The sequence below is a fragment of the Microcoleus sp. Z1_A1 genome (assembly GCF_036700305.1).
Lineage (GTDB): Bacteria > Cyanobacteriota > Cyanobacteriia > Cyanobacteriales > Microcoleaceae > Microcoleus.
Map to the genome: position 1 here is coordinate 24,071 of NZ_JAUBOR010000008.1, position 18,881 is coordinate 42,951.

Below are 18,881 nucleotides of genomic sequence, written 5' to 3' on the forward strand. Positions count from 1 at the left end.
TTTCTGGTGGAACAGGCATCTTGCCTGTTGGTTCCACACAAGATGAATTTGCTGGTGGAACAGGCATCTTGCCTGTTGGTTCCACACAAGATGAATTTTCTGGTGGAACAGGCATCTTGCCTGTTGGTTCCACACAAGATGAATTTGCTGGTGGAACAGGCATCTTGCCTGTTCCTAAACAAGTAATTGAGAAGGGTGCAAGATATCAGTTTCAACCCAAGTCGGAAGTAGAAAGTTACTCTGAATATTTCCAGCAGTTAATCAAGTACGTCGCTGCTAATATCGCCAGTTTTCCAGATTCAGAAGTTTGGCGTTATTTGGCAGCTTTTATTGCCAAAAGTGTTAGCTTCCAAGCTTTGTATTTGAGCGACGAGGTCAATCTGCTCAATATATTGAGTCAGCGAGCTGATATTCTGGAATTTCATTTGAAAAATATCGGCAGTCAAATAGAATGGAATTTTCCTCAGAGAGAACCTGAAAGAACTAAAATCAGAGTTGGCTTTTTGCTGGATAAAATTAGTGAGGAATCCGAGACTCGTGCTGCAATTGCGAGTTTTGAATATTTAGACAGAAGCAAATTTGAAATTATTGTGTACTATTTCCAGGTACAAGACGAGCGACTGGGGAAATATTGCGAAAATTGCGCTGACAAACTGGTGCAACTGTCAGAAACTTTGCCCAATCAAGTCCGAGAAATTCGATCGCACGATTTAGATATTCTGCTAATCTGCACCAATACTACCGACACTTCTCAACCAAGCGCGCTGCTGTGCCTGCACCGACTAGCGCGGGTGCAAATCGCTACCGGTGCATCAACCCCCGCAACCACCGGCACCCGAAATATCGATTATTTCATTGCTGGAGATTTGACATTGCCCGCAGGTGCTGCTGCAGAGTTTCGCGAAAAATTAATTACTTTAAAAGGGTCGGGAGTTTGTGTAAGCTATACTGTAGGGTCAGCACCTGCCACAGTTGAACCGACTCGCAGGAGTTGGGGAGCCACCGACGAATCTGTAGTGTTCATGTCCGGCGCTCAAGCTTGGACAATTATCCCAGAATTGAGAGAAACTTGGGCAAAAATTATTGCTGCCGTACCGAATTCTATTTTAGTTTTGTATCCCTTTAGTTCCCGCAATGGAAACTATCCGACGGTGCCTTTTTACAACCAAATTCGATCGCTCTTTGCCGAATTTGGGATTGACAAAAAGCGCTTAGTTGTGATTAAGGCGCTGCCATCTCGCGCAGATTGCATAAAATGTCTGGAATTGGCTGATATATATTTAGACTCCTATCCATACAGCAGTGGCTGCTTCTTAGCAGAACCCCTGTTGGTGGGGTTGCCTGTAGTGGTAAGAAAAGGGCAAAAAACTCGATCGCGACAATCAGCCGCAGTCCTCGAAGAACTACTAATTCCGGAACTGGTAGCTGACAGCGAGAACTCTTATTTAGAGCTGAACACAGCACTGGGAACCAACCCAGAACTGCGCCGGCACTACCGCGAGCGAATCCAGCAAAAAATGGCGGCAAACCCCAAATATCTCGACAGTCGCGCTTGCTCGACCCAACTCGAAGCACTCTTTGAAAAACTATTCCGAGAGTGAAGGAAGAAGGAAGAAGGAAGTTCAGCAACTAAGCAGTGTACGGGATTTAACGGGTAGATGTTGAGGGAAGATTTTCCCACTCTCTCACTCTCGCATCCCGTTACCATTCTGAGCCCCGCGGGGAACCCCTCGCTAGGCAGAGCGTCAAGAAATAGACAGCAATAGCGCTAGCCCACTGACGGTCTGCTATCATCGGGGAATCGAGGGGTTAGTGGTTGTCGCTCTTTTCCTGCCACAGCTAAATTAAAAGGGGAAGCGCAAGTCAGTTGGAGATAAAAAAATGACAGGACTTTTTCAAATAGGCGATAAATTATTGCAAGCTCAAGATATGCCATCGCTCCTGAAGCGGTATCAGTTGATGCCACAATTCTTGCGGGGTGTAATAGTAGACCAAGCGATCGCATCCTTTAGTTGCAGCGACGAAGAACGAAAATCCGCCGTCCTTGACTTTCTGGCACAACACCAACTGACAGCCCCGGAAGCCAAAGAAGCTTGGCTGCGTAGCCAAAACATGACGGAAGAAGAACTTCAAGAGATGGCCGTTAGGCCCTTGCTGATCGAAAAATTTAAGCAAGCAACTTGGAGACCTAAAGTAGATAATTATTTTTTAACCCGCAAAGCCAGCCTAGACCACGTAGTCTATTCCCTGGTACGCACCAAAAATCCAGCACTGGCAAACGAACTTTACTTTCGCATCCTCGAAGGGGAACAAACCTTTGCTGAAGTGGCCCGCGACTATTCCGAAGGGCCGGAGTCCAAGTCAGGCGGCTTGTTGGGCCCCGTACCCCTCAGCCAGCCCCACCCGGCAATCAGCAAACTTTTGTCCGTCAGCCAGCCAAATCAACTCTGGACGCCGCGTCCTCTGGCAGAATGGATGGTAATTATTCGGCTAGAAAAGTTCATGCCGGCCCAGCTTGATGAATCGATGCGGCTGCACTTGATTAACGAACTATTTGAAAGCTGGCTCGCCGAACAGATATCGCAAATAGGCCCGCTACAGCCCCTCTCCTCCGTGTCTTCAATATCATGACAATCCAGCAATTGGGTCAGGGGCCCCCGGATTTATCCGTGGAGACTTGAAAAAGCGTAGCATCCTGACAAAAACCCCCTGGATTCAATCTAAAATCTAAAATCTAAAATCTAAAATTGGATGACTTCTTCCGCTGTTTCCCTCTCCCAAATTCAGGATTTCCTAGCTCAAACACCTCCCTTTGACCGACTGTCAGAGACGGCTCTGACAGCCTTGGTGGCTAAATGCCAACTCCTTGGCTACCGGACGGGGCAACCCCTGTTTGAACGGGAAAAAATGCCGACTCAGGTGGCAATTATCTATCAAGGCCAGGCCCGGCTGCTGGGCTTTGACCAGCGCTCGCAGCGCCACGTAAGTTTACGCTTGGTGCAGTCGAAGGAAATCCTGGGCTGGGCTGGCTTGCTCAGGGGGGTTCCCTGCGAAACCGCGATCGCCTCTACAGATGTGATCGCGATCGTCCTACCTGCCGAAGATTTCCTGAGCGTACTGGAAAAACAGCCGACATTTGGAGAATCCTTTCGCGAACACTGTTCCTTGAGCGAAGTATTTGAACTGTTGAGCCTGGAATTGCAGCGCCAAGCCGACGGCACTTCCAATCTCAAGGAACTCACCCTGCAAGCTTGGCAAGATGCGACAGTTGTCAACGTACCAAACGGCAACAAAAAAACTCAAGACATCGCCAAAGAGCTAGATGCCGATCGAATTTGGCTCGTCAGCAGCGGCGTCTTGGGCGACTTTCCCACCGGCAGCCGCTTCTCTGTGGAAAACGCAGCCAAATCCTTAAAAGTAGAAGGCCGCCTCGGCGCTCGCTTGGTCGGCTTCCGGGAACCCCCCGAAGCCCAACCCGAAACAGACCCATTAAATGGCACGACAGAGACAGGAGGCTCTGGGCAGAATCCGCCCAACGGAACCTCGATCGCGGTTATAGACGCCCCCGATCGTCCCCCAGAACCCAAAACCGACCAACCAAAGGATGCCGGGAGATACCCAGTTTTCCGGGCCAAAGGGCAGATTGAGGCCCCGCTTGCTTGCTTCCAAATGTTGAGCAAGTATTTCGGCCTCAAGTTTCGTCGAGATATCATCCGCAAAGTTCTAGAAAATCAGTTAAAAACCGCTGGTTCTATCAGTATGCAAGCCTGCGGGGCGATCGCCCAAAGCATCGGCCTGACGCCCCAATTGGCGCAAGTGCCCGCAGAAGCCATCAACCGCATCAAAGCTCCCGTAATGATTAAATGGGAAACCAGCTTTGCCATTATTTACAGCATCACCGAGCAAGAATTGGTGATGGCCACGCCCGAAAAAGGGTTAATGCGGAAGCGGATACCTCAGTTTAAAGAAATCTGGGGAGAATCAGGAGAAGTCCTGCTGCTGCAAGCTCCGCAAGTCGAACAAAAAGAGCAGTTCAGCTTCTGGTGGTTTGTGCCGGCGCTGATGGAACACAAGACAGTGTTTTTTGAGGTGTTGCTCGCTTCGTTTTTTGTACAGTTATTTGGTCTTGCCAACCCATTAATCAGCCAAGTAATTATTGATAAAGTATTAGGTCAGCGCAGCATTGACACCTTGGATATTTTGGGTGCATTTCTGTTAGGTGTTGCCCTGTTTGAAGGACTGCTCAACGGTTTGCGTACCTTTTTGTTTATAGATACCTCAAACCGCATTGATGTCAAATTGAGTGCAGAAGTCATCGACCACTTGCTCCGGCTGCCCCAAAATTACTTTGACAATCGGCGCGTCGGAGATCTGGTTTACAAATTCAGCATGATGGGCCAGATTCGGGAATTCATGACGAGTACAGCTCTGACAGTGGTTCTCGATGCGGTATTTTCGGTGGTTTACGTCGCCGTGATGCTCTCCTACAGCGTGCAGCTAACGTTTGTATCTTTGGCAGTGGTACCGGTACTGGGGCTGATGATTGTTCTAATCAATCCGCTGGTGCTGCGCCTGATCAAACAGAGAAATATGCGTTTTTCTGACTCTCAATCTTATTTAGTGGAAGTAGTCAGCGGGATTCAAACTGTTAAGGCTCAAAATATTGAATTGAAATCCCGTTGGGAGTGGTCGAGCCGCTACGCAAAATACATTACAGCCAGTTTTAAAACAATTATCACGGGGACTACGGCCGGTACGATTAGCAGCTTTTTAAACCAGGTGGGTAACTTAGCTCAGTTGTGGGTGGGAGCTTATTTGGTACTGGGAAATGAGATTACTTTGGGTCAGTTGATTGCTTTCCGAATTATTTCCGGGAACGTGACTGGTTCGCTGCTGCGTTTTGTGAGCGTCTGGCAGAGTTTCCAAGAAGTCTCGATGTCGATCGATATGCTCAAGGATGTGGTCGATACGCCGACGGAAACCAGCGATGAAGATCGCAGCAATATCCCGCTGCCGGCAATTCAAGGGCAGGTTACCTATGAGGAGGTTTCCTTCCGATTCCTGGAGAGCGGGGCACTGCAATTGGCTAATGTTAATTTGGAATTTCCCGCTGGCAGTTTTGTGGGAATTGTGGGGGGAAGCGGTTCCGGTAAAAGTACGGCGATGAAGCTGTTGCAGCGTCTTTATCCGCCGCTGTCGGGCCGGATTTTTATTGACGGCTATGACATTTCTAAGGTGGAACTGTACTCGCTCCGCAGCCAACTTGGGGTGGTGTTGCAAGATACTTTGCTGTTTAACTGTACTGTGCAGGAAAATATTGCTCTGAGTAATCCAGATGCGAGTACGGATGAGATTGTGCGAGCTGCGAAATTAGCGGTAGCTCACGATTTTATTATGGGCTTGCCTGCTGGCTACAATACGATAGTCGGAGAGCGTGGTTCCTCGCTTTCTGGGGGTCAAAGACAGCGTTTGGCGATCGCCCGGACGATTTTGCAAAACCCGAAACTGCTGATTTTGGACGAAGCTACAAGCGCCCTCGACTACCATTCCGAACGCCAAGTTTGCAATAACTTAGCAGAAGCTTTCGCCGGCCGCACGGTGTTTTTCATTACTCACCGCCTGACTACCATCCAAAACGCTGATGTAATTATTATGATGGATCAAGGTTCTGTAGTCGAGCGGGGAACTCATAAAGAATTAATGGCTCTTAAAGGGCGTTACTACTGCCTCTTCCAACAACAAGAGTCATCGAATACCTAATCTCTAACAACTCACAACTGATCGCTAACCCTTAACAACTGAGAACTAACAAATGGCTATGAAATCGTTAATACTTTCTGAGCAACCAGTCATTCTCGAAAAACCAGCGATTTGGTCGCACTTGTTTTTGTGGATGATCATGCTGATGACCACTTCTGCTGTAGTTTGGGCTTATTTTGCTAGCGTAGAGCAAGCTGTCCCCGCTGTGGGTCAATTGGAACTCAAAGATGGTGCTAGAGACATCCAAGCACCTGCTACGGGCGCTGTGGTGAGACTTCACGTTGAAAATGGCGATCGCGTGGAAAAAAACCAGCCTCTGCTCACTTTCAACCCTGTTGCGCCCAGTGCCGATTTAACATCGGTTCAGAAAACTAAAGAAGCTCTGGAAAAGGAAAATAAATTTTACGAAGATGTTGTCAACGGCAAAATTCAAGGCCCTGTTCCTTCTAACCTAGAATCAACAATCAGGGACAGACAGAGCCTCACGGCACAAAATCAAGTGCTGCAAGCTTTGATTGACGAACTGTACCTCAATCGGGGAGCCAGCGGAAATTTTGATGCTGCTCAGCAAGGACTTTATGTTAATTATCGATCGGAATTTCTGTCTCGCGTCGCTGCAGCTCAAGGCCAAGTTCAGGAGTTGGAAAAACAACTGAAGCAAGCTCAGGATGCTGAGAAAGCTGCCGGCGATCAAATGATAGTCGCACAGCAACAATTGGGTTTTGCCCAGAACCAATTAAATTATGCCCAGCAGCAGTTAGCTTCTTCGCAAGAGCAAGTAAAATCCGCCCTGGCTCAGAGAGATTTGGCCCAAGAACAGTTAGCGAAATCGCAACAAGTATTGAAGTCGAATCAAAACATTCTAGGCCGACTCGCCCCCCTGGTGGAGGAAGGAGCCATCGCTGAACTGCAAAAAGAACGTCAAGAACAAGATGTTTTCAGAGGCCAAAGCGACGTTCTCAAACAGCAAGATCAAATCAAGCAGCGCGAAGGTGAAATCAACTCTCGCAGGGGCGAAATTAACACGCGCCTCGGTGAAATCAATACGCGCCGAGGCGAAATTAACGCGCGTCAAGGCGACATCCAAAAAATTAGTGCTGACATACAGCGCCAGCAAGGAGAGCAAGCGCGCATTCAGGAGTCCATCGCCCGCGCTCAAGAACAGTTAAAAAATACCAAGGATGCCTGGGCGAGAGAACTTTATACCAAAATTGCTGAAAACGAGAAACAAATTGCCAGCAGCGATTCTCAGCTAAGCCGCTTCAAAGTGGAAAACCTGAAAAAGTTGTCCGAGGTGAACGCTCAGCTAGAAAAGGCTCAAGAAAACCGCGACACTCAAGTTCTGAAAGCTCCGGTATCCGGTGTTATCTTCGATTTGAAGCCTTCTACGAAGGAGAAAGCTAAGTTGGATATGGCGAAAGATCCGATATGCCAATCCATTATTAATTCGGTGGTGAAACCGGGCGAACCGCGCCCAGCACGCTGCGAAGAAGCTTATTACGAAGCACAGCAAACTGAAAAGCTGCTTAAAGTTTTGGATGACGACAACGGTTTGGAAGCAGTTGTTTACCTGGAAAACAGCAATGTGGCTCTGGTATTGGATGCTTTGAGACAGAAGCGGGCCAAATTGGAGCCGTATCACGGCAAGCAATTAGACGGAGAAAAGATTGACTGCGAAACAGGTAAAATTTGCGTTTGTCCAGAGAAGGAAATTAACAGAGAGAAACTGGGTTTGACGAAATACCAATGCGTGCCTGTGGAAGTGAATGTAGAAGCTTTCCCGGCGATGGAGTTTGGTACTGCTGAGGGTGAAGTGATAGAGATTAGCAGCGATGCTGAGCCTCCTACTGAACTGCGGAAATACTATGCTTTCAAAACCAAAATTAAGCTCAAAAATCAGAAGTTTGTTTTGAACAAGGGCAAGGCAAATGAAGTGGAGGTTAACTTGCAGTCGGGAATGGCAGTGAGTTCTAATATTAATATCGGCAAGCGGACTGTTTTGCAGATGTTTATTAACCGATTTACTGGGAAAATGGATACGTTCAAGACTATTAAGTAGCGAACAGTTGACGGTTTACTGTTGACGGTTGACGGTTGACCGTTGACCGTTGACCGTTGACGGTTTACTGTTGATTTTCAGTCGAAAAGCTGATGATATCATGTCCGTTCGAGCGATCGCGATTTTTGTAGGGGCCCGTGAGCCAACAATACTTGCGAATAATTTACACTCTCAAAAACCCGCCCTGACCGGGATATTATGGTTAATCGATCGGACATGATATGACTAGATTTTACAATTCCGATGCTACCGGATTGGATATTAATGAAAAAAATCATATTATTTACTTTATATCTAATTCCTGTCCTCTTATTAATCGGATTTGTATCGAATTTTAACGTTAACGTTCCCGTTGATGACGAGTGGAGGTTAGCTAGCCTTTTTGAAAAAATAGCTGCGGGAAATGTAACTTTTAACGATTTTTGGGCTTTGCACAGCAACCACCGCATACTTTTCCCTAAAATAATTATTGCGGTGCTGGCTTTTGCTTCCCGATGGAATATTAATTATCAGTTGTGTCTCAGCATAGGTTTGGCTGCGATAACTTTTATCGCTATGTACAAGTTATCCTCAATGCAAGTTAAGAATGTTGGGGATGATTTGTGGCATTTAGCTAATATTTTAACTTGTATTTTGCTTTTCTCTCTAGTTCAGCACGAAAACTGGCTGTGGGGATTTCAATTAGCGTGGTTTTTAGTCAATTTGTGTTTTGTCGCTGCGGTTTATGCGCTGGTTTCAAATCACAAATTATTGCCTAATATTAGAATCTTTATTGCTGCTGTATTCTGCTTTGTTGCGAGTTTTTCCCTCGCGCAAGGCTTGCTGTCTTGGTTGGCTGCAATTCCCGCTGTGGCGGCTGTAGAAGGAAATGCGGCGCAGAAAAGAAAAAGACTTATTGTCTGGATGCTGCTGTTTGCGACAACTTGTGCTGTTTACTCAATTGATTATCATCCTAGTCGGAAAGCAAGTATTATTTCATTGTTGAATAAGCCGTTTGTGGTGATTGATTACTTTTTAAGTTTGCTGGGTTCGCCAATTGTGCGATCGCCTGGAATTTCAGCATTAGTTGGATTGCTAATATTTGCAAGTTTCTTATTTTTTGTGTTCCACTTTGGGAGAAAGATTACCGAGCATCGTGAGGCTTTACCTTGGCTGTCAATAGCCTTGTTTTCGGTTTTATCTGCTCTGTTTATTACGGCTGGTAGGGCCGAATTTGGGGCGATTCAGGCGATCGAATCGTCGAGATATACGACTAATTCGATTTTGCTGTTAATTGCTTTGGTTCAGCTCGGTCAATTGTTTGTCCGAGGTAAGATTGCTACCATAAATCGCACCTATAAGTTTGTTTATCGGGTGTTAGCAGGGCTGTTAATTGGGATAATTATTCTTAACTCTCAGCAGGCGATCGCCCAAACTAGATTAGCAGTTATTTACAAACAAGGCGCTCAAGATTGTTTGCAGTTAATTAACTATCTGGAACCGTCGGATTTTTTTGATAATTCGCCGGAAAGCTGTTTGAGGGTGCTGAGCAAAAAAACTTGGCTGGTGAGAGAAGGCGCTGCAATTATCGACAAAATAGGTTGGATCAAGTTCGCGAAAAATGTAGAGTTTATTTCTAATACGGAGAAAGTTTACGGTTATTTAGACAAACCTCAAACTAGCGATAAATCCTTGACTGTTAAGCAAAATGAGGCTGTCAAGGCTGCTGGTTGGGCGGTTTTGCCAGAAAAATTGCAACAGCCCAATATTGTACTGCTATCTGTCGGGGATAAAAAATCTTTTTTTGCTAACGCTTATGTAAATTTGGACAGTCCCGACATTGCTGAGAGTTTAAAATCTGAGTTATACAATAATGCCAGGTGGGCTGTTGATTTGTCGGATAATAATTTGCCGATCGCCCAAACAGAAATTAAAGCTTGGGTGTATAATCCTGTTGACAACCAGTTTGTCGAGTTGCGCGGAGGATGAGGAGTGAAAATTTCTGTGATTATACCAGCCCACAATGAGGAGGGCTGTTTGTACGGTACTGTGCGGGCGATCGCCCAGACGCTCGATTTAGAAGGCATTCCGCACGAAATTTTGATTGTGAATGACAATAGTGTCGATCGAACTATTGATATTTGCCAGGAGTTGTCAGAGACTTTTCCCACAGTGAGATACATCAACAATCAACCTCCCAACGGTTTCGGATTTGCGGTGCGTCGGGGATTGGTGGAATTTGACGGAGATGCTGCGGCAATTGTGATGGCGGATGCTTCCGACGATCCGATGGATTTGGTAGCAGGATACCGCAAGTTGCAAGAAGGATATGATTGCGTTTTCGGTTCCCGCTTTATCAAAGGTGGTTTTATAGTTGATTATCCCATTCACAAGTTAGTAATTAACCGCTTAGCAAACTGGTTTGTCAAAAGTATTTTCGGCTTGCGGTACAGCGATGTCACCAATGCTTTTAAAATTTACCGCAGAGAAGTAATTGAAGGCGTGCAACCGATTCTGAGCCATCATTTTAATTTGACAGTGGAACTGCCTTTAAAAGCAATTGTTCGGGGTTTTTCTTATACGGTGATTCCTCTGAGGTGGTACAATCGGACTGCTGGTATTTCTAAGCTGAAAATCAAAGAGATGGGCAGTCGATATTTGTTTATTGTCTTGTATGTCTGGCTCGAAAAACATCTGTCTCGCGGCGACTACCACCGGACTAGAAAGATAGCAAAGTTGAAAGTGAATGCCTGATAAAATTTTAATTGTTGGTGGTGCGGGTTTTATCGGCAGTTGTTTGGCAATTGGCCTGAAGAAACTGCACCCGGAATGGCAAATAATTTGTTTAGATAACCTGCGTCGCCGGGGCTCAGAATTGAATCTGCCTCGCCTTAAAAGTTGCGGTATTCAGTTTGTTTACGGGGATATTCGCACAGCGGCAGATTTAGATCCAGTTGCACTCAATGCTGACTGCATTATAGATTGTGCTGCGGAACCTTCTGTGCTGGCTGGTTTTAGTTCGCCTCAGTACGTTTTGCAGACGAATTTACTGGGCACTGTGAATGTTTTGGAGTTGGCGAGACAAACGGGTGCGAGTTTGCTGTTTTTGTCTACGAGTCGGGTTTATCCGATCGCCAGTGTCAAATCTGTTAAACTGTTAGAGTTGCCCAATAGATTTGCGATCGCCCCTGAGCAAACTTTACCCGGTATATCCGAGTTGGGCATATCAGAAGACTTCCCATTAAAAGGACACCGTTCGCTTTACGGAGCCACTAAATTAGCTTCGGAATTGCTGATTGAGGAATACAGGGAAGCATACAATGTACCCGCAATTATTAACCGCTGCGGGTTAATTACGGGTGCTTGGCAAATGGGTAAAGTAGATCAGGGAGTTTGCGGTTTGTGGGTGGCGGCTCACTATTTTCAAAAGTCGCTGAGTTATATCGGTTTTGGTGGCAGTGGGAAGCAGGTTAGGGATTTGCTGCACGTGGAAGATTTGTTGAGGTTAGTTAATTATCAGTTAGAAAATTTTGCTAAATTTGACGGCGAAGTTTTTAATGTAGGCGGTGGTTTTAGCAACAGTCTTTCTTTGGTTGAGACAACTGATTTGTGCCAAAAGATTACGGGTAAATCGATTTCAATTAATCCTGTTTTGGAGGAACGCGCGGGGGATATTCCGATTTTTATTACTGATTCTTCTAGGGTGATGGAGAAAACAGGATGGCGGCCTGTTATTGGGCCGGAAGCAGCTTTGCAGGATATTTATGATTGGATTGCTGCTAATGAGGTGGTTTTAAGTTCGATTTTGTAGGGATTTTTTTAATGGCAGGTACAGGGGGATAAACGCGGCTAAACGCAGATGAATCTCTCTGCCTGCATATGACTAGGATTGCCTGTCATGAGGCTCTGCCTCTATTGTTTTGTTTCGATGCTTTAACAAACATTTGCCCTCCCAAAAAACGCCACAAAAAAGGCAATTTTAAGTAAATTTTTAACAGCAAGGGCGAGGCCGGTCTGCCTTTCGTCGAAAAGGGTAAAAATCTCGGTATAATTAAGTCGATTTCAAACCCGACAGTTTGTAAAAGCTCTTGTAGCGATAAATGCGTTATCGGTAATTGATGGTCGATAAAATCGTAGTATTCCTTGTATGAATATTTAAAATTAGGCTGAATTACCAACAGAGAACCGCTAGGCTTGAGGGCCTCGAAGCAAAAAGAGATAATTTCTACAAGTTCCTCTTTGTTGCGGAGGTGTTCAAAAAAATTTGAGATAAAAATACTATCGAACTGTTCGGTAAAAGATGTGTAATTTTCTAAATTCAACACATCAATATTAAGCACATTTACATCAGCATTAGCAAATAACTTTGAATCGGGATTAAGATCAATTAAATATTTTTTTTTAGCCCGAATTTGATTGATAAATTCGCAGTAACCGCCGCCTATATCTAAAACCGCTGATTCGGGAGGAACATAATTTTGTAAGAAGTCGTCAATTAAAACTTTCCATAGTGCCACCTTCGCTTGCCTTTGTCGCGAATCAAAGCGGTTGGCATACAATTTTTTGAGATATGTGTCAGTTTTCATAGTAAAATAGCCTAGACTGAGTATGAGTTTATCACTTTCACAGCTAACTATGAATGTTATATCTACCGAAATACCGGAAGTTCTGATCGTTGAGCCGAAAATTTTCGGAGACGATCGCGGTTTCTTTTTTGAGAGTTTCAATCACCGAGCTTTTGTCGAAAAAACAGGCGTGACAGCCGAATTTGTTCAAGACAATCATTCCAAATCCTCTAAAAATGTGTTGCGCGGTTTGCACTACCAACTGCAGCAACCTCAAGGAAAATTGCTGCGGGTAGTTGCTGGCGAAATATTTGATGTAGCGGTGGATATTAGACAAAGTTCGCCGACTTTCGGAAAGTGGGTGGGGTGTTTGGTGAGTGCAGAAAATAAACGGCAATTTTGGGTGCCGGCGGGATTTGCACACGGTTTTTTAGTGGTTTCCGAGACGGCTGAAGTTTTGTACAAAACTACAGATTATTACGCACCGGCACACGAGCGGTGTATCCTGTGGAATGACCCCGATTTGGCGATCGACTGGCCGCTAGATGGTGCCAAACCAATCTTATCAGCTAAAGACCAAGCTGGACAAACATTGAAAACAGCTCAAGTGTTTTGATCATGAAAATTTTACTCGCAGGCGGCAGCGGACAGCTAGCTCAAGAATTGCAGCCGATTTTATTATCTTCGGGAGAGGTAATTGCGCTCGATCGCACTCGCCTCGACTTATCCCAACCCGAAAGCATCCGTCAAGCAATGGCTGAAATTAAACCGGATTTAGTCATCAATTCGGGTGCTTACACTGCGGTAGACAAAGCCGAAAGTGAACCAGAATTAGCATATGCAGTCAACGCTATTGCCCCAGGAATTTTTGCCGAAGAATGCGAAAAACAGGGAGCAAGTTTGATTCACTTTTCTACTGATTATGTATTTGACGGCAGCCACGGTTCTGCTTATTTGGAAACAGATTCTACGAATCCACTGGGAACTTACGGCAAGTCGAAATTAGCAGGCGAGGCAGCAATTCTCAAATCGGGAAACCGACATATTATTATTAGAACCGCGTGGGTTTACGGCAACGGTGGCAAAGGTAATTTTGTCAAAACCATGCTGAGGTTGGGAAAGGAAAGGGAAGAAATTCGAGTAGTAGCAGATCAGATCGGAAGTCCTACTTGGACTCGGGATTTAGGTGCGGCGACTTCACAAATTATTCCTCTCCTTGGGTCAGAAACTTTTGGGACTTACCAGTACACTAATAGCGGTGTTTGTAGTTGGTACGATTTTGCGATCGCCATTTTTGAGGAAGCAGCACAACTCGGCTTTCCCCTAAAAGTTCAGCGCGTAATTCCCATCACCACCGCCGAATATCCGACACCGGCAAAACGCCCCGCTTTTTCTGTCCTATCTACGGTAAAAATATCAGCACTTTTGGGCACGTATCCTCCCCACTGGCGGCAAGGGCTCAGACAAATGCTGGCAAGAGAAGTCAGTCGATTTTAGATTTTAGATTTTAGATTTTAGATTTACTTGCAGCATTGAATCTGGGAGTTTGAACTTTAGTCTAAAATTTAGGGATTCAGGACAATAGGACTTATCCACTGGTGGCCAGAAACCGGGTTTTTTACGAAAATCCTTCGCTGTAGCCTAGAGATTAAATAAAAAACCCGGTTTCTTTGTCGGGAGTGCGTCGCTAAACCTGCCCCATTAATTAAAAATACCCCATGTCTGAATCCATGAAAATCAAGCAACAATATATTTTAATTGCCGCCTCAGTTCTCGGCATCCTAATACCAGCTTCATATATTTTGTACTTGATATCGCAAGCGGGAGACTTGTCTAATTTTGATTATTGGTGGATGACATGGAATTTTTATTCAGTAGACGGTTTTTCTACAAATCCTTTTAATTGGATATTTCGGGCCAACGAGCATTTTGTCTTGATTCCGGCCATTATTTATGGCTTGAATATAGCTGTAACGCAAGGTTCAAATATTGGTTTGTGTTTAGTTGCCTGGTTTTTGGCTTGGATTCAGTGCCACGTATTAATTGCTCTGCTGCCGTTAAAAATGAGGCGTTTTCCGCTGCAATTTATCTCGCTACTCCTTTGCATTTCTATTTTTAATTTTACTCCGGCGGCAGCTCACAATTGGATGCGGGGATTCAGCGGTGTTCACTGGATAATTGCTAATTTATTTGTGATTTGTTCGATATTTTGTTTGCAATCCTATGTGACAGATTTATTAAAGAAAAGGGAGGCAGAGCCTGGTAACGAGTTGGTAGGGGCGGTGCCCCCGTGCCCGCCCCCGCATTTACAAAATAAGTGGGTAATTGGCAGCATTATTTTTGGCGTTTTAGGCTGTATTAGTTACAGCACTCCTTTAGGTTTGTGGCCGATATTGTGTGCTGCTGCTGTTGTGCTGCGGTTTCCTCGGCGAATAACTTATTTGTATTTCATTGCTTCGATTGCAGTGATTGGGATTTATTTTTTAACTTATAAAACTCCATCTCATCACCCTTCTTTAACTAAAATTAACCCGCTCAAAACTCTCGAATATATTCCCATTTATCTCGGCGGAATTTTTAGCGAAAATATTATTGTTGCTTCAATTATTGGTATAATTGGTTTGATTGCAGCGACGGGTTTTGTGGGTTATTGGCTATTTGTAAAAAAGGTAGATCGCCCGGATTGGCTGCCTTGGCTATCAATCCAACTTTACACGCTGCAAACGGCCTTAATGGCCGCGGTTAGCCGATCGGGATTTGGCGTCGAACAAGCCACCGCTTCCCGCTACGCCACACTTCCAGCTTTGTTTTGGATGAGCACAATTGTGCTGACAGTATTGTGGGTGCGCGAGTTGCAGCCAACACCAAGAATCCAAGGGCGTTGGTTGACACCGCTGTTTGCAGTCACCACAGTCGCGATTATTTTAATGTACGGGGTGGGAGGCGAAACTGCAATGGCGATCGCCCACAGAGCAACCTATCAACCGTTAGTAGCATTATCACTGCAACTAGGCATCACCGACGTAACCCTAATTAAAGACCGCGTAGGCAACAAACCCGCCGCTTTTGTCGGCTTAATCGACGCTTTAAAAACTAACAACTTAGTGCCATTTAACCGAGACATCAAAAAACACAATTTCTGTGCAGCATTAGACACAAAAATCGACGCAAATTTACTGTCAGCCCCCAAAGACGGAGTACCCGGATACTTTGATACAGCCACCAGACTGGCACCAACAGCAGCCAGAGTAATTGGCTGGGTAGGAGACCCCGAAAACAATGTAAAATGTATTGCCATTCTCAACCAAGAAAATGTCGTTAGAGGTTTCGCCATGTCAGGATTTCCCCGCCCAGATTTAGTTAAATTATTTGGCCCTTCCTACGAATTCGCAGCTTGGAGAGGATACATTCAAACATCACCAACAGATAAACTATTGACAGCCTATGCCTCCTTTAAAAACCGCAAAGGTTGGGTAGCCTTACGAAACTCCCAAGTTATCAATAAAAACTAAAAAACCTCTCTTTCTCCTCCTCTGCGCCCTCTGCGCCCTCTGCGGTTAATAAAAAAAAATCTCATTAACAACAAAAATGAAATAAAATATCTCTATGCCAAAACAACTCAGCTTCGTAATCCCAGTTCACAACGAAGAAGCCACCCTAAAATTGCTGTTTGACAAAATCAAAATTGTCATGTTGCAAACAGAAATTGACAGTTACGAAGTCATTTTCATAGATGACGGTAGCCGCGATTATTCCTGGCAAGAAATCACAGATTTAGCCAGCAAACATCCCAAACTAATTAAAGCAATTAAAATGCGCCGCAACTTTGGCAAATCCGCCGCGCTTTCAGCAGGATTTCGCAATGCAGCAGGGATAATTATCTTTACTCTCGATGCTGACCTTCAGGATGACCCCGCTGAAATTCCCAAATTTTTACATCATTTAGAATCGGGATTTGATTTAGTTTCCGGTTGGCGAAAACAGCGGAACGACCCGCTTTCTAAAACTTTACCTTCCAAGCTATTTAATGCCGTTGCGTGTTTGCTGACTGGCGTGCAAATGCACGATATGAATTGCGGTTTTAAAGCTTACCGTAGGGAAGTTTTGCAGTCGATTAAATTGTACGGAGAATTGCACCGCTACATTCCAGCTTTAGCAAACAATTTAGGGTTTAAAATTGGCGAAGTAGTCGTGGAACATCATCCGCGAAAGCACGGAAAATCGAATTACGGCTGGGAACGTTATGCGCGGGGTTTTATTGATTTGTTGACGGTGTTAGCCACGACGCAATATTTGCACAAACCGGGTCATTTGTTTGGCGGTTTGGGTTTGTGTTTTGGCTTTGTTGGAACTGTTTCGCTGAGTTATTTGATAGTTATTTGGTTTCTGAATTTGGCGGGGATGAATTTTGGGCCGATCGGCAATCGACCTTTGTTATTTTTTGGGATTTTGTGTACAATTCTGTCGGTGCAGTTGATTTCTTTGGGGATTTTGGCTGAGTTGATGGCGCGGAATGTGGATGCTGATTATGTGGACAAGCAAATTAGCGAAATTATTGATGATTCGGGTTTTGATATTTAACCGCAAGATGGAAACGGCGATTGAAATCGCTTCTACACAAGCAAAGTCTGCCTCCGCAGACTGAAGAAAGATATCATATTTTCAAGAATAGTATTATCTGATTTTATACAGTATCCATTTGCCTTGTTTGTCTGCGATTTCCCCTTGAATATTTGGGTGCCAGTCAGTACGAGTCAGGATATAATCGGCATGATACTTTCTGGCTACTTTGACTAAATCCGCACTGCTGCGGCGGATGAAAAAGTCATTTCCTCCCCAAATCATTTGCGGGTTTAAGGGAACTCCTAAAACAGCTTCCATGCGATTTTGCCATTCTTTGATGCCTTTTTCGGTAAAGGGGAAGTTTTTGAAGTTGACGACAATCGCCCTTTCGGAGAAAAACTGGAAGCTGGTAACTGAAGGTGGAATTAATACGAGTGAATCGCGGCTGCTACTTTGCGAAAATCGCACAGCTAATTTGCTTAAGTCGTCTCTGGGAACGGCATTGATATTAACTCTTGTTTGAAATACATTTAATATAGGTTTGGGCAGAATTCCTGCTATTCCACAAACTAAGGTGGCAGTAGTTATTAAGGCTAAGGTGTGAGTTAGAGTTTGTTTGATAGATGTAGCTAGGGATGTTTTTTCTAAAATGAATGGGAAGGCGAGGATTGAGAAAAAAACTGGGATGCTAATTATTCTATCGCCCATTATTTCCCATGAATCAGTCACCGGATATATCAAGCTGAAAATTACCGTTCCTGCTGCTAAAATCCACAACAATATATTATATCGTTTGGGAAATACGTATTTTTTTGTTTGCCAAACTGATAATCCTAGGAAAATGATACCCCTAAAAGGCAAAGTTAGTACAGCTAACAGCAACAAGCTAATAGCTATGTGTTTTTCTCTGTAAAGTTGCTCGACCGTCAAAGCAACAGCAATAAATATAATTAGTTGAGCAAAAGGTACGGTTCTAGCTAACTGTAGTTTTGCGATAAAAGCCAGCGGGTAAATTTCTACAAATATGTAATTTAGAAACAGTCCCAAAATGGATGTAGTAACAATTATATAAAAATTAACCTTGTCTTCTTTGGACAATAAATCGGAATTTTTGATGCACAGTAAGCCACCAATTATGAAACATATAAAGTTGAACCAATTCCCCAAATACCAATTTGACGGGAGGATGTGGTGGGGGTTGCGGACTTTTGCGTGAATGTAGACAAAATCGGCGTTGTCGATAGTTTGAGTGCTGGTAGTACCTGTTAATAACATCGGTACGTAAACGATACTTGCCATTGCTGCTAAAAGTGCGATCGCCAAAATCAATGTTTTGAAATTCCGCTGTCTTACAGATTCAATAAATAAAACGGGAACCATCATCAATCCCGGCAACAAACCCACTAAGAATTGCAGCAGACAAGCTAGTCCAAAAAAGAAATATCCAGTCAGCCATTTCTGGCGCAAACTAAAGTAAATTCCCCAGATTGCGAAACCCATTGCGAAGATACTGGGTACTGATTTAGTGGAAAATATCAGCGTGTTACCAACATCGGTAAATGAAGCGGCTATACATAAAAAAGCCATCGCTGCTGCTGGCAGTTTGGAATTAGTATAGATATTGAGAATTGCGTAGCAAGCTAGGACAAATGAACCGAAGGCGAGGAATTGATAAATAAAGTGCGCTAGGGGAATGCTTGTTCCTAAGTTGGCGAGAAAATAGATAATATAATAATAGTAATATCTCGGATTAAATTTCACCATTTCCTGAACGTAATAGTCATTTTTGTAGAGTTCAGGATTTAACATAAATTGAATAGGCGGCACTTCTGGGAAATTGCCTCCAATGGGGAAAATATAGCCAGTAGCCATCAGGGAGCCGATGATGACAAAAGTATAGAGAGATAGATTAAAATACCAGTGGGATTTTTGATGTTTTTGCATTGACGGTTCAA

Annotated in this window: 13 protein-coding genes; 11 read left to right on the forward strand and 2 right to left on the reverse strand. The window is 44.4% G+C overall.

Annotated features, from left to right (window positions below; all coding sequences use genetic code 11):
• The 7 genes from QT973_RS07265 to QT973_RS07295 form a co-directional block, all read left to right on the forward strand.
• Positions 1-1,601, forward strand: a 1,601-nt coding sequence (locus QT973_RS07265) for an O-linked N-acetylglucosamine transferase, SPINDLY family protein (RefSeq protein ID WP_445305689.1), incomplete at its 5' end; no start/stop codon positions are given.
• A 280-nt stretch (positions 1,602-1,881) separates the two neighbouring features.
• Positions 1,882-2,631 carry a peptidylprolyl isomerase gene (locus QT973_RS07270; protein WP_333053352.1) on the forward strand — a complete coding sequence of 250 codons (750 nt, stop codon included), beginning with the start codon at positions 1,882-1,884 and terminating at the stop codon, positions 2,629-2,631.
• Between the two features lie 120 nt (positions 2,632-2,751).
• Entirely contained in the window at positions 2,752-5,760 is a 3,009-nt protein-coding gene (locus QT973_RS07275; protein WP_333053353.1) for a peptidase domain-containing ABC transporter, read from the forward strand.
• Between the two features lie 58 nt (positions 5,761-5,818).
• Positions 5,819-7,819, forward strand: coding sequence for a chromosome partitioning protein ParA (locus QT973_RS07280; RefSeq protein ID WP_333053354.1), 2,001 nt, complete (start codon positions 5,819-5,821; stop codon positions 7,817-7,819).
• A gap of 264 nt (positions 7,820-8,083) precedes the next feature.
• Complete coding sequence (locus QT973_RS07285; RefSeq protein WP_333053355.1) at positions 8,084-9,787, forward strand: hypothetical protein; 1,704 nt, start codon at positions 8,084-8,086, stop codon at positions 9,785-9,787.
• A gap of 3 nt (positions 9,788-9,790) precedes the next feature.
• On the forward strand, positions 9,791-10,552 hold the full coding sequence (locus QT973_RS07290; RefSeq protein ID WP_333053356.1) for a glycosyltransferase family 2 protein: 762 nt from the start codon (positions 9,791-9,793) through the stop codon (positions 10,550-10,552).
• Positions 10,545-11,609 carry an NAD-dependent epimerase/dehydratase family protein gene (locus QT973_RS07295; RefSeq protein WP_333053357.1) on the forward strand — a complete coding sequence of 355 codons (1,065 nt, stop codon included), beginning with the start codon at positions 10,545-10,547 and terminating at the stop codon, positions 11,607-11,609. Before QT973_RS07290 ends, QT973_RS07295 begins: the two co-directional genes overlap by 8 nt.
• Before the next feature lie 85 nt (positions 11,610-11,694).
• Here the strand turns inward: QT973_RS07295 and QT973_RS07300 are convergent, their stop codons facing one another.
• A complete protein-coding gene (locus QT973_RS07300) occupies positions 11,695-12,384 on the reverse strand; it encodes a methyltransferase domain-containing protein (protein WP_333391035.1) in 690 nt (229 codons plus the stop codon).
• Between the two features lie 49 nt (positions 12,385-12,433).
• On the opposite strand from QT973_RS07300, the gene rfbC reads away from it, so the two are divergent.
• The 4 genes from rfbC to QT973_RS07320 all read left to right on the forward strand — a co-directional run bounded on the left by rfbC (position 12,434) and on the right by QT973_RS07320 (position 16,944).
• Complete coding sequence (rfbC, locus tag QT973_RS07305) at positions 12,434-12,979, forward strand: dTDP-4-dehydrorhamnose 3,5-epimerase (protein ID WP_333053480.1); 546 nt, start codon at positions 12,434-12,436, stop codon at positions 12,977-12,979.
• Positions 12,980-12,981: 2 nt separating this feature from the next.
• Positions 12,982-13,860, forward strand: a complete 879-nt coding sequence (rfbD, locus tag QT973_RS07310) for a dTDP-4-dehydrorhamnose reductase (protein ID WP_333391038.1) — start codon at positions 12,982-12,984, stop codon at positions 13,858-13,860.
• A gap of 221 nt (positions 13,861-14,081) precedes the next feature.
• Positions 14,082-15,875, forward strand: coding sequence for a hypothetical protein (locus QT973_RS07315; RefSeq protein WP_333210376.1), 1,794 nt, complete (start codon positions 14,082-14,084; stop codon positions 15,873-15,875).
• Between the two features lie 94 nt (positions 15,876-15,969).
• Entirely contained in the window at positions 15,970-16,944 is a 975-nt protein-coding gene (locus QT973_RS07320; RefSeq protein WP_333053361.1) for a glycosyltransferase family 2 protein, read from the forward strand.
• Positions 16,945-17,037: 93 nt separating this feature from the next.
• Here the strand turns inward: QT973_RS07320 and QT973_RS07325 are convergent, their stop codons facing one another.
• Positions 17,038-18,870, reverse strand: coding sequence for a DUF6798 domain-containing protein (locus QT973_RS07325; RefSeq protein ID WP_333053362.1), 1,833 nt, complete (start codon positions 18,868-18,870; stop codon positions 17,038-17,040).
• Positions 18,871-18,881: the final 11 nt, after the last annotated feature.

Bases quoted from the DNA above. Each gene is read 5' to 3' on its own strand.
- QT973_RS07270 (WP_333053352.1), top strand. From the start codon at position 1,882: ATGACAGGACTTTTTCAAATAGGCGATAAATTATTGCAAGCTCAAGAT.
- QT973_RS07275 (WP_333053353.1), top strand. From the start codon at position 2,752: ATGACTTCTTCCGCTGTTTCCCTCTCCCAAATTCAGGATTTCCTAGCT.
- QT973_RS07280 (WP_333053354.1), top strand. From the start codon at position 5,819: ATGAAATCGTTAATACTTTCTGAGCAACCAGTCATTCTCGAAAAACCA.
- QT973_RS07285 (WP_333053355.1), top strand. From the start codon at position 8,084: ATGAAAAAAATCATATTATTTACTTTATATCTAATTCCTGTCCTCTTA.
- QT973_RS07295 (WP_333053357.1), top strand. From the start codon at position 10,545: ATGCCTGATAAAATTTTAATTGTTGGTGGTGCGGGTTTTATCGGCAGT.
- QT973_RS07300 (WP_333391035.1), bottom strand. From the start codon at position 12,384: ATGAAAACTGACACATATCTCAAAAAATTGTATGCCAACCGCTTTGAT.
- rfbC (WP_333053480.1), top strand. From the start codon at position 12,434: ATGAATGTTATATCTACCGAAATACCGGAAGTTCTGATCGTTGAGCCG.
- rfbD (WP_333391038.1), top strand. From the start codon at position 12,982: ATGAAAATTTTACTCGCAGGCGGCAGCGGACAGCTAGCTCAAGAATTG.
- QT973_RS07315 (WP_333210376.1), top strand. From the start codon at position 14,082: ATGTCTGAATCCATGAAAATCAAGCAACAATATATTTTAATTGCCGCC.
- QT973_RS07320 (WP_333053361.1), top strand. From the start codon at position 15,970: ATGCCAAAACAACTCAGCTTCGTAATCCCAGTTCACAACGAAGAAGCC.
- QT973_RS07325 (WP_333053362.1), bottom strand. From the start codon at position 18,870: ATGCAAAAACATCAAAAATCCCACTGGTATTTTAATCTATCTCTCTAT.